This window comes from Devosia sp. MC1541, assembly GCF_012847305.1.
Lineage (GTDB): Bacteria > Pseudomonadota > Alphaproteobacteria > Rhizobiales > Devosiaceae > Devosia.
In genome coordinates, this window is the sequence record NZ_JABBDZ010000006.1 from 147,072 (window position 1) to 161,073 (window position 14,002).

Sequence of the window (14,002 nt, forward strand, 5' to 3'; positions counted from 1 at the left end):
AAGCTGGGCCCATGATACCAGCTGTAAAATCGCCCGATGTGATGGCCGTGAGCTATCAAAACTTCCTCGATCACCTCAGGGTTGCGGGATTTTCGGGTGATTTGGAAACGGGCTTAGGTCATCGCCTTGTCCAGTCGACGGACAACTCGATCTATCAAATCGTTCCGGACGCTGTCGCTTACCCGCGTAGCATAGCCGATTTGCAACTGATCGCCAGTCGTGCGCGCGAGGAGCAGCATCGTTCGATCATCCTGCGGCCTCGTGGCGGCGGCACCGGGACCAATGGTCAGTCGCTGGGCAATGGGGTGATTGTTGATATGTCTCGGCATATGAACAAGATCTTGGCGATTGACCCGGTCCGCCGCGTTGCCATTGTTCAACCCGGCGTCGTCAAGGATCAGCTGCAAAAGGCGCTCAAGCCTTACGGTCTGTTTTTCCCACCTGAACTCTCAACCTCTAATCGGGCGACGATTGGCGGGATGATCAGCACGGACGCCTCGGGGCAGGGATCTGTGCTTTATGGAAAAACCAGAGATCACGTTCGCGCGGTCAAACTGGTGTTGAGCGATGGGTCTGTACTCGATACGGGCGCGCATGGCGATTTGGACCTCGCGCAGGAACTCGACGCGCTGGAAAGAGACGTTGCTGAGCGCTGGCTGCGCGATGTGCCTCAGCTTAATCGCAATGTGACCGGCTATGATCTGGGGCATCTGCGCAAAGCCGATGGTTCGCTGGACTTGAACTCGGTCATCTGCGGTTCTGAGGGGACGCTCGGGCTCATCGCCGAGGCCGAGTTGGCGTTGACGCCTATTCCGGACCATATGGGTCTTGTGACCATCGTCTATGCGGATTTTGTGTCCATGCTGCGGGAAACAAAGAAGTTTCTCGGTTTTGGTGCGGCGTCGGTCGAGGTGGTGGATGAGCGCGTTCTTGGGCTGGCGCGAACCGATGCGGCCGGGGAGAAAGTCGCGCATTTCTTTAAGCCAAGTGCCGATGGGCGATTTGGCAGCGCCTGCATGGTCGAATTTGTCGCTGATAGCGCCGATGGGCTCGAGCAGCAGATGTTGCGCCTTGTTGAAGCGGTCAAAGCCGATGGGCAGTATTTGTCATTGGCGACCACAAATTCGCGCGCCGATATTGCCGATATATGGGCGATGCGGAAACGCGCAGTGGGCATATTGGGCAATGTGACGGGGACGAGCGCCCCGGTTGCCTTTGTCGAAGATACGGCGGTTCCGCCCGATCAACTGGCTGACTATATTCAGGAATTCAGGGCCCTGCTTGATCGTTTCGGGCTTGGTTATGGCATGTTTGGGCATGCTGATAGTGGCGTTATTCACGTCCGCCCGGACATGGATCTTTATGTGCCCGAGCGCCGCGAGCAGGTGCAGGCCATTTCTGACAGTGTCTATGCGCTGACTCAGAAATATGGCGGGGTGCTGTGGGGCGAGCACGGCAAGGGCGTGCGCGGGGCCTATACGCGCGCGTTCTTTGGAGAGCTTTACCCTGCGATCCAGCGCGTGAAGGCGCTGTTTGATCCGCATGAGCAGTTCAATCCGGGAAAAATTGCCAGCAATTTCGGCCCCCTGACAGATGTTGGGGATGTGCCGATGCGGGGCGAGCGCGAAGCGGGCTTGGCCCGGGCGCATAGCGATGGCTATAGCCGTGCGCTGAAGTGCAATGGCAATGGCGCGTGCTTCGACTTCGAATTTGACGCGCCCATGTGTCCGAGCTGGAAGGCGACGCGCGATCGCCGCCAATCGCCTAAGGGCCGCGCGACTTTGGTGCGCGAGTGGCTGCGCTTGGTGCAGGCGGAGGAGGGCACTCAGTCCGGTACGCGGTCTCGGTCATGGCGTCCGCGCCTGTTTGCGTGGGGCAGCAAAGGCGCTGACTTTTCTCATGAGGTGAAGGCGGCGCTCGACACCTGCCTTGGGTGTAAGGCGTGTAAGGGCACTTGTCCGGTTAAGGTCGATGTGCCGGCGTTTAAGTCGCGATTTTTGGAACAATATCATACGCGCTATTGGCGGACGCCGGCTGATCGGTTGATCGCTGAGATTGAATTGTTCTTGCCTCTTCTGCCGCTCGTTGCGCCGGTTTATCGCCTCATGGCGAATACCAAACTGGGGCAATCTGGCTTGCGGCTCTTGGGGCTTGAGGCGCTGCCTTCTTTGCCTAAAACACTGCTGAAAAGTGATCTGGCCGAGCGTGGGGTCGGGGCCTTGTCTCCACCGGACATCGGGGCCCTGTCGCCGCGTGAGAGGCAGGATCTCGTTGCTATTGTGCCAGATGCCTTTGTGGCGATTTTTGAGCCCGCGCTGTTGTTGGATCTGGTCGATCTCTTGCAGGGCTTGGGCTTCCGGCCGTTCATTGTGCGGGTGCAAAACGGCAAGCCATTGCATGCCAAGGGGTTGCTGAAGCGTTTTGACGCCGTGGCGCGTCGGACCGCGGCGCGGTTGCGCGCTTACGATGCGCTCGGTGTGCCGCTGATCGGTGTCGATCCGGCGATGACTTTGGTCTATCGCGATGAATATGCGCCGATTGTCGACGGCGCGGTGAATGTGAAAACCATTGAAGAGTTTCTCTCGCAGAATCTTCATCGTCTGGCGGATGCGCGTCGTGATGCGGGGGCGATGAAGGCACGTTTGGCCAATCATTGTACCGCTACGTCGAACCTCTCTGCCTCGTCGCGGCAGTGGGGTGAGGTGTTGGCGGCAGCTGGGATTGCCGCGCAAACGGAAAGTCTGGGCTGTTGCGGCATGGCCGGGACCTTTGGGCACGAGGCCAAGAACCGGCGCCTGTCGCAGCAGATTTATGGGCTCAGCTGGCGGTCTCGCGTTGAAGAGCCGTCTCTTGAGGCAGGCGAGCTGGTAGCGACCGGCCTTTCGTGCCGGTGCCAGGCGGAAAAAGAGAGCGATGCGCGTCTGCGGCATCCGGTTTCGCTGATTTTGGAGCAGTTGCGCGCACGGGGCGCATGAGCGGAGTTTTCAACGCGCGGCGGTCATGGCCTTGACACGGATCATTTGTACGATAACCATATAACCAATGATAATGCCTCAGTGTTTTAAAGAAGGGCAGGACGAATGGTAGTGCGTACTGGCGGCCGTATTCTGGTTGATCATCTCATCGCTTACGGTGCCAAGGTGAGCTATTGCGTTCCTGGCGAGAGTTTTCTTGGTGCGCTCGACGCATTTTACGACAGTGCTGAGCAGATTTCTCTCATCGCCTGCCGTCACGAAGGTGGCGCTGCGAACATGGCTGAGGCCTATGGCAAGCTGACCGGCGAGCCGGGCATTTGCTTTGTCACGCGCGGTCCGGGCGCGACCAATGCCTCCATCGGTCTGCATACGGCGCGCCAAGATTCGACGCCGATGGTTCTGTTCATTGGCCATGTTTCGCGCGAGCAGATTGGTCGTGAAGCCTTTCAGGAAATTGACTACCGACGCATGTTTGGCGAAGTCGCCAAACACGTGGAGCAGATCGACGACACCAAGCGGATACCCGAGGTCGTGGCGCGCGCTTTCGCCATCGCAACGAGTGGCCGCAAGGGCCCTGTGGTTGTGGTGCTGCCGGAAGATGTGCTCACCGAATGCGTGGACGTGGCCGATGTGCCGCGCCCAGCGCGCGTTTCAGCAGCGCCGACCTCGCAGGCAATTGATCAGCTTTTGGCCGATTTGAGTGCAGCGGAGCGACCACTGATGGTAGTGGGGGGCTCTGGCTGGAATGATGAGGCACGCGTGCAGGCACAGAGGTTTGCGGAAGCTTATGGCTTGCCTGTGGTTGCGGGTTTCCGGTGTCAGGATCGGTTCGATAACGCGCATCCTCTCTATGTCGGAGAGCTCGGGACATCGGTGACGCCGGACCTTAAGGCGCGCGTAAGCCAAGCTGATTTCCTGCTGGTTGTGGGGGATCGCCTCGGCGAAATGACGACGGCCGGCTACACGATTATTGCGTCACCCGTCCCGACGCAGAAGCTTGTGCATGTCCATGCTGGCGCCGAAGAACTTGGCCGCGTGCACCATGCGGATCTAGCGATCAATGCCGATGTTGCGGCGTTCTTTGATGTTCTTTCGGCAGCGCCTGTGGTTGAGCATAACGACTGGGCCGAATGGGCCGAGGCGGGGCGTGCGGAATTTGAAAAGGGTCGCGTGGCGCGTGCGTTTGGCACGGAGCTCGAGCTTGGTGCGGTGATGGAGCAGCTGAGTGCTCTGGCCGATGACGATGCGATTTTCACCAATGGGGCCGGGAATTACACGGCTTGGCTGCAGCGTCATTATCTCTTCCGCCAGTATCCGACCCAGATCGCGCCACTGAGCGGGGCGATGGGCTATGGCGTGCCAGCGGCTATCGCGGCGAAGTCTCTTTTCCCCGATCGTCAGGTCTTCTGCTTTGCCGGTGACGGCTGCTTCATGATGACCTCGCAGGAAATCGCGACGGCCATGCATTATGGTCTCAACCCGATCTTTATCGTGTTTGATAACGGCATTTACGGCACCATCCGCATGCATCAGGAGCGGGAGTATCCGGAGCGTGTTGTGGCGACGGAATTGACCAATCCTGATTTCGCCGCTTATGCCCGTTCCTTCGGTGCACGCGGAATAACGGTGAATAAGACCGAGGAATTCACGCCTGCGCTGCAGCAGGCCTTGGCAAGCGATGTTCCGACCGTGCTTCATCTAGTCATACAACCTGATGTCGTGTCTGTTCGGGCGCGGTTGTCGGAGATTCGCGCTGCGTCGCTCGCCAAGGCGACGGCTTAAGTGCAGGAGATGAAAATGGCGTACAACACCATCGACTGTGATGTTCATCCGGCCATTAGCGGGTTGCAGGATCTGCTGCCCTATTACGATGACTATTGGCGTGACTTTGTCTCGATGCGTGAGCTGAACGGCATGGATTTGGGCATTTACCGCCCGTCTTTGCCTTTGAGTGCGCGCCCAGATTGGCTGGGGACTGAACCGCGCGCGGGGGCGAGCCTTGATGTGCTTCAGGGGCAGCTGCTCGACCCGTTCAAGGTCGATATCGCCATTTGCACCGTGCTCAATGGCGCGTCGTCATTCTTCAATCCCTATTTCGCAGCGGCGACGTGTAAGGCCAGCAATGATTGGCTGATCGAGAATTGGTTGGCCAAGGATGCGCGCCTGCGCGGCTCGATCATGGTGTCGATCCAAGACCCAGATCTGGCCGCAGAAGAAATTGAGCGCCTAGCGGGCGATCGTCGCTTTGTGCAGGTGGTGATGCCTGTGGCTGGCGATATGCCCTTTGGACGCCGCTATTATTGGCCGATTTATCGGGCTGCGGCCAAGCATGGCCTGCCAATCGCGATCCATCCGGGTGGCGGTGGTCGCTACCAGCAGAGCTATATCGGCAATCACTCTCTCTATCTGGAAGACTATGCGTTGCAGGCGTCGACCATGGCGCACCAGATGTTGAGCCTGATCTACGAAGGCGTTTTCTCGGAGTTTCCGGACCTCAAGGTGGTGATGCTGGAATCGGGTGTGACCTGGGTTCCGTCCTATCTGACCGACGCGGAAAACAAGTGGATGGCGCTGCGCCGTGAAGTGCCGTGGGTTGATAAATCTCCATGGGATTACGCGCGCAAACACTTCCGTTTCACCACCCAGCCGTTTGATGCGCCAAACAATGGCGAGATCGTCAATCGGGTCATCGACATGCTGGGTTCTGAGGACATGCTGTTGTTCTCCACGGACTATCCGCACTTCCAGTTCAACGGCGACAACGCCTTGCCAACTGGCCTGAGTGACGAGCGGATCGCTCGCCTCAAAAGCATAAATCCACTCGCAACTTATTCGCGTTTGTCTGAGGCGGTCTGATGAGCTCTCCAACCTCTCCTGTTCAGAACGGCATCGTTGACTGCGATATCCATCCTGTCTGCCCGCCTGAGTTGCTGAAGACCTTCCTGCCCGCCAAGTGGCACGAAATGCACGACCTCTATCGCGGGGCGTCGAAGGGACCATTCTTTGGCCTCGACCCCTATGCCGGTATCGAGCCGAACATTTCCCGTCGCGACGCTTATCCGCCGGGTGGTGGCATTCCGGGGACTGATCTAGCGTTTATGCAGGAGCAGTATCTCAATCCGCATAATGTCGAGATTGGCCTTTTGCAGCCTTTGTCGCCGACCGGTGGCATGCAGCGCCATTTGGATCTGGGCGTGGCCATGGCCTCGGCCGTCAACGATTGGCAGCTGGAACGCTGGTCGCAGGAAGACAATCGCCTGCGCACCTCGATCACGGTCACGCAGGATCATACAGAGGCAGCGGTTGAGGAAATCAATCGCCTCGGCAAGAACCCGCTGGTGGCGCAGGTTGGGCTGTTGCAGCGCAATACTGAACCGGCTGGGCGTCGTCGCTATTGGCCGATTTACAAGGCAGCTGTTGAGCATGGCTTGCCGATTGGTGTGCATGTGGGCGGCAATGGCGGCACGCCGCCAATGGGCAATGCAGGCTGGGCCTCCTATCACGTGCAGCAGCACCAGCTGACGCATGGTGGTTTCACCGCCTTTGCCATGAGTATGATCATGGAAGGCGTGTTCGAGGAATTCCCTGACCTCAAGCTTTTGCTGGTGGAAGGGGCGTTTACCTGGGTGCCGTCGACGCTGTGGCGCTTGGACAAGCTCTGGGAAACCATGCGTTCGGAAGTGCCGAACCTCAAGCGCAAGCCTTCGGAATACTTCGCCTCGAACGTCTATGTTTCGACCCAGCCTATGGACGTTTACAAGAACCCGGCGGACCTGCGTCAAATCATGGAATGGGTTGGTTGGGACAATCTGTGCTTCGCATCGGACTACCCGCATTGGGACTTTGACGATCCGCGTTACGTGTTCACCTTCCCACTCTCGGCTGAGGAGCGCCGTAAGGTGTTCTCCGATAACGCCCGCAAGTTCCTGCGTCTCTAGGAGGTTCTGATGGCGAAATACGTTGTTGCCAAGGTCGGTGATATTGCTCCAGGCGCGCAGCTCGCATTCAAGGCGGGTGGTCGTCCGATCGTCGTATATAATCTCGATGGCGAATATTTCGCCCTGCTGGACAAGTGCCCGCACCAAGGTGCGCCGCTGAGTTCGGGTGTGCGCTCTGGTCTGGCGGGCCATGATGGTCCGGGCCGTCCGTGCATGAAACGTCAGGGTGAGATTGTCATGTGCCCCAACCACGGTTGGGAGTTTGACATCCGCACGGGGCAATCATGGTTCGACCCGGCGAACACCAAGGTGAAGACCTATTTCAGCGAAGTTGCCTCCGGCAATGAAGTTGTAAAAGGCCCCTATAAGGCTGAGACTTTTGAGGTTTCGGTCGATGATAACTATATCGTTGTGTCTGTCTAAAGAGCTGTTTGCGTATGTCGTCTAGTGTTCGTGTTGCTGCTGTCGCCGATGTCTCCGAGGGGGAAATTCTCAAGGTGTTTGTTGGGGATCGTCAGATCGCCCTGTACCATATGCCCGGCGGCGAATTCCGAGCCACTGACGACCTCTGCTCACACGGCCAAGCCTTCTTGTCTGACGGCTGGCTGACCGATGAAGGCCATGTTGAATGCCCATTGCATGGTGGGTGTTTCGATACGCTGACTGGGGAGCCCACTTTGGCGCCCTGCGAGGTGGCAATTCGGGCCTACAAGGTCCGGGTTGAAGGAGAAGAGATTCACGTCGAACTGGCTGATTGAAAAGAGAATTTCTAATCAGCGGTAAGGCTTGGATTTCTATTCTAGGGAACGCACCAAGGTTAGTCGTCCGTCAACTGGTACGATAACCCGACGTGTATTAGCGTGTCAGAATTGGGGAATTCCGACACGCATTAGAGGGTGAGAGGATAATAAGATGAATTTCAAGCTGAACCGCCGTGGATTTTTGAAGGCTGGTGCTGCGACGCTCGCCGCCGGCTTGGCGATGCCCGCCCTGATCGGCCGCGCACACGCCGCAGGCGTGGTCAACATTGTTGGTCACGACTCTTACGTGCCGAAGGACCTGCGCGAGAAGTTCACGCAGGAAACCGGCATCGTCATCAATCTGCGTTCGACAACCGATCAGTCGCAGATTTTCAATCTGCTGGCTGCCGAAGGTGATCAGCGCCAGACCGATATGTCGATCATCGCGGGTCACCGCATGTTCGCTTACATCGCCACCGATTATCTGGCCGAAATCGACGAGTCCAAGCTTCCGGGCATGTCCAAGATCAACCCGGTCTACCGCGATGCGGACGCTCAGTTCATTCAGGGCAAGCGCTACGGCATTCCTGTCCTGACTGGTTTTGCCATGATGGCAAGCCGCAAGGGCGTGGTTGCGCCGGAAGACACCGAAACCTGGGAAACCATTTTCGGCGACAAATATGCCGGTCGCGTCACCCTGCGTCCGGGCAGCGCGCTCTATGCAGCCATGTTCCATCTTGGTTTGCAGGATGTCTGGACCGGTTACAACGGTGACTCTGCTGCCGTCGAAGCCATGCTCAAGGAATGCCGCGAATATGCCATTTCCCGTAAGCATGTTCTGCGCAAGTGGTATGATACCACTGCTGAATTCCAGCAGCTCTATTTCGGCAATGAAATTGATGCGGGCATGGGCTTTACCGAAACGGCAATGCTTCTTGCCGGTGCAGACAGCAGCGTTCAGCCGGGCATTCCGGTCGAAGGTACGACTGGCTGGACCTACAACTACTCGCTGTTCAAGAATTCAGCGAACCAGGAAAACACTTATAAGTTCATCGACTTCTTGCTGCAGCAGGAGAGCATTGGCTCGTCGATGACCCGTTCGTCTGGCAGCCTGTCGACCTTCCTTGATGCGACATCGGGCCTGACCGAAGCGGAAGCTCAGGCGATCCAATTCTCGGATGAACAGCTCCAGCGCATTACCTGGCTCGACGTGAAGGGCGCCGACGACAACCGTTACGGCTTGCTCGATCAGTACGGCGCTGGCTTGCGCGAAGCTTGATGCAAACACCTGCGCAGCTGAAAAGCTGCGCAGGTCCCTGCGGCCCCCACGCATGTCTCGGTCTTTGATATGCGAAAGATATAGAGCAGACTATGAGCTCAACAGTTGTCGCCACAAAGCGCCGCAGCGAAGGGAAGGTCCACTGGTCGTACCTTCTCATGTCCAACACGCCTTACCGCGCGCTTTCCGGTTTCCTCAATCGTAACCTGAAGCTGGCCTCCATCCTTATGGTGGTGCTTCCTGTTGCTTGGCTCGTTCTGTGGAACATTTTTCCGCTGGGACAGATGCTCAATATCAGCCTGCTCCAGCAATATCCTGTGCCCGCGGGACAGTCTGAAGTCCGGACTTTTGAGCATTACCTGCTCTTGTTTACCGACTACACGGTCTATCTGCCGTTCCTAAGGACAATGGGCTTTGCCGTTGTGGTGTCGTTCGTCGCGCTCGTGCTGATGACGCCGCTGGCCTATTTCATTGCCAAGAAAGTGCCGAAGAACTGGCAGGTGCGCCTCTTGCTTCTGGCCATGGTCCCATCGTGGGTGGGCGAGCTTATCCGCGTGTTCTCCTATGTGCTGATTTTTGCCTCGAACGGCGCGATCAATCTCGTGTTGATGTGGGCCAATTTCATCGAGCGCCCGATCCCCTTTCTCTACACTTGGTTCTCGCTGGGGGCAGGGATGCTGTATGTCGTGGCGCTGTTCATGCTCGTGCCGCTTTATGCTGCCATCGAGAAGATCCCAAGCAATGTGCTTGAAGCCGCTTCAGACCTCGGCGCCAATGGCATTACCCGCTTTTTCAAGGTGACGCTGCCGCTTATGCGCGATGGTATCGCGACGGGTGTGACGCTGGTTTTCCTGATTACGACCGGTGTTTATACCGTGCCGATGATCCTTGCTGGCACAGATAGCAATCTGTTTGCGCAGGTCATCGCCTCCTACTTCCATGAATCCAGCCTGACCTGGCCACGCGGCGCAGCGCTCGCGATCATCCTGTTTGTCAGTGCCTTGATCATCAGCGGCGTTCTGCATTCGCTTCTGCGCGCCAAGAAGAAGTACTGATCGATGAAGTTTTTCACCAAACTGACGCAAAACTGGAGCTGGCTCGGCTTCGCTTATGCGGCCTTTGCCTTCTACCTCCTCAGCCCGCTCATGATCGTCGTGATGATGAGCTTTAAGGATGGCGTTTTCCTCGGCTTCCCGATTGAGAAGTGGACCACGCGTTGGTTCCTCGAAGTTGCGCAAGATCGCGAGTTTCACAGCGCGCTGGGCCTGTCGCTCTACATCGCGGTGATCTCGACGCTGATTGCGCTGATCGTCGGCGTTTGGGTGGCGGTGCTGTTGGCCCGCGCCAAGCTTTGGGGCCGCCCAATTATTTTCGCACTGGCCTGTATGCCGCTGGTTGTGCCGTCAATCGTTTCGGCCATTTCGCTGCGCATCTTTGCGCAGTCGGTGGGCATCCCGCCTGGCACGACAGCAATCATCATGGCGCATGCGATCCATAGCGTGCCCTACATGACCTTGATGGCGCTGACCCGTCTCAATGGGATGCCGAAGAACATTACCGAAGCGGCGCGCGATTTGGGGGCGGATAGCTTCGTCACCTTCGTGCGCGTGACACTGCCCTATCTTATGCCAGCGCTGATCGGCGGGACGGTGTTCTCAATGCTGTCGAGCTTTGACGACTTCGTCCGCTCGTTCTTCTTGGGCGGCTACAACCCGACACTTCCTGTCCTGATTTACGGCCGCATTTTCTCCGGTCTCACGCCTAGTCTGGCGGCTATGTCCACCATGATCCTCGTCGTGACGATTTGTATTGGCCTCTACACCGAGCGCATGGTTCGCAGAAGGATGAACAATGGCTAACGTTCTCAAGGTTGACGCCGTCACCAAAGAGTTTTCTGATTTCGTCGCCGTTAAGTCGCTGTCGCTCGAATTGAAGTCTGGCGAGTTTGTCACCCTGCTTGGACCATCGGGCTGCGGGAAGTCGACGACGCTGCGTATGGTGGGTGGGTTTGAAGAACCGACCAGCGGCAAGATTTACATTGAGGGCGTGGATTCAACGAATATCCCGCCGCATAAGCGCAATGTGAACATGGTGTTTCAGGACTATGCTCTGTTCCCACACCTGACCGTTCGGCAGAACGTTGCCTTCGGCTTGCAGCTCAAGGGCCTGCCGGAAGCCGAGGTTACGGCGCGTGTTGATGAACTGCTCAAGCTGGTTCAGCTCGACACCATGCATCGCCGTATGCCCAGCGAATTGTCTGGCGGTCAGCGCCAGCGCGTGGCTTTGGCGCGTGCGCTTGCGCCGAACCCGCCATTGCTGCTGCTCGACGAACCGCTGGGGGCGCTCGACGCCAAGCTGCGCCGCGAAATGCAGGATGAACTGCGTCGCTTGCAGCGCGCTACAGGCAAAACCTTCGTTTTGGTCACCCATGATCAGGAAGAAGCGTTGACGATGTCCGACACGATTGTGGTGATGAACGAGGGGCGCATCGAACAGATGGGCTCGCCGGAGGAGCTCTACAATTTCCCACGGACCGAGTTCGTGGCCCGCTTTATTGGCGAGATGAACTTCCTGCCGGTTCAAGTCAAAACGCTGTCAGATGGTTTGGCCAATGTGGCCTGGGGGCAGTTCGATTTGCGCGCTGTGCCGGTTTCGGCGGACGTGAAGATTGGCTCGAACCTCATCGGCGTGCGTCCAGACAAGATCACGCTGCATGCCAACCAGCAGGGCGTGGGGCAGGACAATATGCTTACCGGCCGTATCGAAGACCGCGTCTTCCGCGGCAGCTCTGTCCATTACACCGTTGAGGTCAACGGCGTTCGCTTCGCTGTCACCGCGTCAGCCGAGCAGAATTTTGCCGCTGGTGATCAGGTGGTTATGGCTTGGAGCACCCAAAATACCCTTCTCATGAACACGGCAGAAGCTAAGTGATCGAACTTCTCGCGCTCATCAAAATTCCATCGCCTGCGGCTGAGCGTATTGCTGAGCATTTTACTGTGCACCAGCTGCCCGAAGAGGGTGAGGCGCGCAGCGCTATGTTGGCCGAAGTGGGCCCGCGCATCCGCGGGATCGTGACCGGCTCGCGCGGCTATGTGCGCGAAGAGCTGCTGGAGCAACTGCCCGCGCTGGACATTATCGCCTGCTACACGGCCGGTGTTGATCCTATCGACGTGGAAGCGGTCAAGCGTCGTGGCATTGCGTTGTTCAACAACTCTGCGGCGCTGAACGACACGGTTGCGGATTTGGCGCTGGCGCTGTTGCTGGGTATCGCCCGCGATATCACCGGGGCCGATGCGCATGTGCGGGCCAATCTGTGGCCGGAGCGCCGCTATCGTCCGGGCAATCTCTTGCGTGGGCGCAAGGTGGGTATTGTTGGGCTCGGCGGCATTGGCCTGCAGATCGCGCATCGCTGCGCGGCGTTTGGCATGGAGGTCGCGTACTACGGCCCGCGTCCGAAGGACGTCGACTACCGCTATGAAGCGGATCTGCTTGAGCTTGCAAAGTGGTCTGACACTTTGATGCTGTCCTGCCCGGGTGGCCCGGAGACGCAGAACATTATCAACGCGGACGTCTTGGCGGCTTTGGGGCCGGGCGGATGGTTGGTCAATGTGGCGCGTGGGTCTGTGGTCGACGAGGCGGCGCTAATTGCGGCGTTGCAGAACGGCACGATCGAACGGGCAGGCCTGGATGTGTTCGCCGATGAGCCGCGCGTTCCGGCAGAGCTGATGCAGCTAGACCGTGTGGTGCTGAGCCCCCATCAGGGAAGCTCCAGCGTCGAAGTGTTGCCGCTGCGCGCCGAGATCATTCTGGGCCAATTGCGCGACCATTTTGGCAACTGACAAAGAGCGGCCTCTTGGCATGACACAATCGATCGTAATCATTGGTGGTGGCTTGGCGGGTTATGCGCTGGCCACGGCTCTCCGCAAAGCCTCGGCTGATACTGCTCTGACGGTGATTTCTGAGGAAGCGTATGCGCCTTACGATCGGCCGCCGCTGAGCAAGGCGGTGCTGCTGGCGGATGTACCCGCGCCGCCCTATCTGCTCCCTCCGGAGGCTTGGGCGGAGCGCAATATTGCGCTTCTACTCGATAGCCGGGTTGCCGAGATCAATCGCGCAGAGCGTGTGGTGGTGCTGCAATCGGGGCAGACGCTGGCCTATGATCAGTTGATCCTCGCAACGGGCGGAAGCCCAAGGCGGCTTGCTGTTCCGGGCTCGGAGCATGTGGCCTATCTGCGCAGTTTTGAGGATGCTCTGGCAATCCGCCAAAAGCTGACGGCGGGGTCTTCGCTCGTCTGCATTGGCGCCGGGGTGATTAGTCTTGAACTGGCTTCCGTGGCGCGAGACCTCGGGGTGCACGTGCATGTCGTTGAAGCCACCTCGAGCGTAATGGGGCGATTGCTGCCAGCGCCTGAGCGTGACTTTTTCCAAGCGGCCCATGTCGAGCGTGGCGTCGCGTTTCACTTTAACGCCGGTCTTTCCTCGATTGAGGCGAAAGAGGCGGGCTATCAGCTGGTCTTGGCTGATGGGCAGGCGCTTGAGGCTGGTCTAATCGTCGCGGGCATCGGCATGTCGCCCAATACCGAACTGGCCACTGCGGCGGGGCTCGCGGTCGGTCGCGGGATCATTGTTGATACTTACGGTCAGACGTCCGATCCGGCGATCTATGCGCTGGGCGATGTTGCCGAGTTCTTCCATGACGGCTCCAAAACGCACGCAATGCTTGAGACCTGGTACAACGCCATGGACCACGCTGCGGCCATGGCGAAAACGCTGTCTGGCACGCCGACAGTCTATGCGCCGACAACACGGTTTTGGACCGATCAGTTCGGCCGCAATTTCCAGATGGCTGGCAATGCCGCTCTGGCCACGCAGGTGGTTGAAGAAGGCGACCGTGCGGACGGGAAGTTCTCGGCCCTTTACCTCAATGACGATGGGGTGATCGTGTTTGCGATGAGTGCTGACGACCCGCGACGGCTGCGTATGGCGCTCAAATCCATCCAAGCAGGCGAGGTCTATGGCGATCTCTCCAAGGCGAAGCGCCTCAACTCGTAAACTCAAATCTAGGAACAC

General features: G+C 58.2%; 12 protein-coding genes. All 12 read left to right on the top strand.

Going from position 1 to position 14,002, the window contains the following annotated elements:
* The first annotated feature begins 11 nt into the window (after positions 1-11).
* The 12 genes from HKD40_RS09000 to HKD40_RS09055 all read left to right on the top strand — a co-directional run bounded on the left by HKD40_RS09000 (position 12) and on the right by HKD40_RS09055 (position 13,984).
* Positions 12-2,975, top strand: coding sequence for an FAD-binding and (Fe-S)-binding domain-containing protein (locus HKD40_RS09000; protein ID WP_169195402.1), 2,964 nt, complete (start codon positions 12-14; stop codon positions 2,973-2,975).
* Between the two features lie 105 nt (positions 2,976-3,080).
* Positions 3,081-4,757, top strand: a complete 1,677-nt coding sequence (locus HKD40_RS09005) for a thiamine pyrophosphate-binding protein (protein WP_169195403.1) — start codon at positions 3,081-3,083, stop codon at positions 4,755-4,757.
* Between the two features lie 15 nt (positions 4,758-4,772).
* Complete coding sequence (locus HKD40_RS09010) at positions 4,773-5,831, top strand: amidohydrolase family protein (protein WP_169195404.1); 1,059 nt, start codon at positions 4,773-4,775, stop codon at positions 5,829-5,831.
* On the top strand, positions 5,831-6,913 hold the full coding sequence (locus HKD40_RS09015; RefSeq protein ID WP_169195405.1) for an amidohydrolase family protein: 1,083 nt from the start codon (positions 5,831-5,833) through the stop codon (positions 6,911-6,913). Before HKD40_RS09010 ends, HKD40_RS09015 begins: the two co-directional genes overlap by 1 nt.
* Positions 6,914-6,922: 9 nt before the next feature.
* Positions 6,923-7,336 carry a Rieske (2Fe-2S) protein gene (locus tag HKD40_RS09020; RefSeq protein WP_169195406.1) on the top strand — a complete coding sequence of 138 codons (414 nt, stop codon included), beginning with the start codon at positions 6,923-6,925 and terminating at the stop codon, positions 7,334-7,336.
* A 14-nt stretch (positions 7,337-7,350) separates the two neighbouring features.
* Complete coding sequence (locus HKD40_RS09025; RefSeq protein WP_169195407.1) at positions 7,351-7,671, top strand: non-heme iron oxygenase ferredoxin subunit; 321 nt, start codon at positions 7,351-7,353, stop codon at positions 7,669-7,671.
* A gap of 154 nt (positions 7,672-7,825) precedes the next feature.
* Complete coding sequence (locus HKD40_RS09030; protein WP_169195408.1) at positions 7,826-8,932, top strand: extracellular solute-binding protein; 1,107 nt, start codon at positions 7,826-7,828, stop codon at positions 8,930-8,932.
* A gap of 92 nt (positions 8,933-9,024) precedes the next feature.
* Positions 9,025-9,987, top strand: coding sequence for an ABC transporter permease (locus tag HKD40_RS09035; RefSeq protein ID WP_169195409.1), 963 nt, complete (start codon positions 9,025-9,027; stop codon positions 9,985-9,987).
* Positions 9,988-9,990: 3 nt separating this feature from the next.
* Positions 9,991-10,791, top strand: a complete 801-nt coding sequence (locus tag HKD40_RS09040; protein ID WP_169195410.1) for an ABC transporter permease — start codon at positions 9,991-9,993, stop codon at positions 10,789-10,791.
* Positions 10,784-11,863, top strand: a complete 1,080-nt coding sequence (locus tag HKD40_RS09045) for an ABC transporter ATP-binding protein (protein ID WP_169195411.1) — start codon at positions 10,784-10,786, stop codon at positions 11,861-11,863. The genes HKD40_RS09040 and HKD40_RS09045 overlap by 8 nt, the downstream gene beginning before the upstream one ends.
* Positions 11,860-12,771 carry a 2-hydroxyacid dehydrogenase gene (locus HKD40_RS09050; RefSeq protein ID WP_169195412.1) on the top strand — a complete coding sequence of 304 codons (912 nt, stop codon included), beginning with the start codon at positions 11,860-11,862 and terminating at the stop codon, positions 12,769-12,771. The genes HKD40_RS09045 and HKD40_RS09050 overlap by 4 nt, the downstream gene beginning before the upstream one ends.
* Before the next feature lie 19 nt (positions 12,772-12,790).
* Positions 12,791-13,984, top strand: a complete 1,194-nt coding sequence (locus tag HKD40_RS09055) for an FAD-dependent oxidoreductase (protein WP_169195413.1) — start codon at positions 12,791-12,793, stop codon at positions 13,982-13,984.
* The last annotated feature ends 18 nt before the right edge of the window (positions 13,985-14,002 follow it).

Coding starts and splice junctions, on each gene's coding strand:
- HKD40_RS09000 (WP_169195402.1), top strand. CDS start 12: ATGATACCAGCTGTAAAATCGCCCGATGTGATGGCCGTGAGCTATCAA.
- HKD40_RS09005 (WP_169195403.1), top strand. CDS start 3,081: ATGGTAGTGCGTACTGGCGGCCGTATTCTGGTTGATCATCTCATCGCT.
- HKD40_RS09010 (WP_169195404.1), top strand. CDS start 4,773: ATGGCGTACAACACCATCGACTGTGATGTTCATCCGGCCATTAGCGGG.
- HKD40_RS09015 (WP_169195405.1), top strand. CDS start 5,831: ATGAGCTCTCCAACCTCTCCTGTTCAGAACGGCATCGTTGACTGCGAT.
- HKD40_RS09020 (WP_169195406.1), top strand. CDS start 6,923: ATGGCGAAATACGTTGTTGCCAAGGTCGGTGATATTGCTCCAGGCGCG.
- HKD40_RS09025 (WP_169195407.1), top strand. CDS start 7,351: ATGTCGTCTAGTGTTCGTGTTGCTGCTGTCGCCGATGTCTCCGAGGGG.
- HKD40_RS09030 (WP_169195408.1), top strand. CDS start 7,826: ATGAATTTCAAGCTGAACCGCCGTGGATTTTTGAAGGCTGGTGCTGCG.
- HKD40_RS09035 (WP_169195409.1), top strand. CDS start 9,025: ATGAGCTCAACAGTTGTCGCCACAAAGCGCCGCAGCGAAGGGAAGGTC.
- HKD40_RS09040 (WP_169195410.1), top strand. CDS start 9,991: ATGAAGTTTTTCACCAAACTGACGCAAAACTGGAGCTGGCTCGGCTTC.
- HKD40_RS09045 (WP_169195411.1), top strand. CDS start 10,784: ATGGCTAACGTTCTCAAGGTTGACGCCGTCACCAAAGAGTTTTCTGAT.
- HKD40_RS09055 (WP_169195413.1), top strand. CDS start 12,791: ATGACACAATCGATCGTAATCATTGGTGGTGGCTTGGCGGGTTATGCG.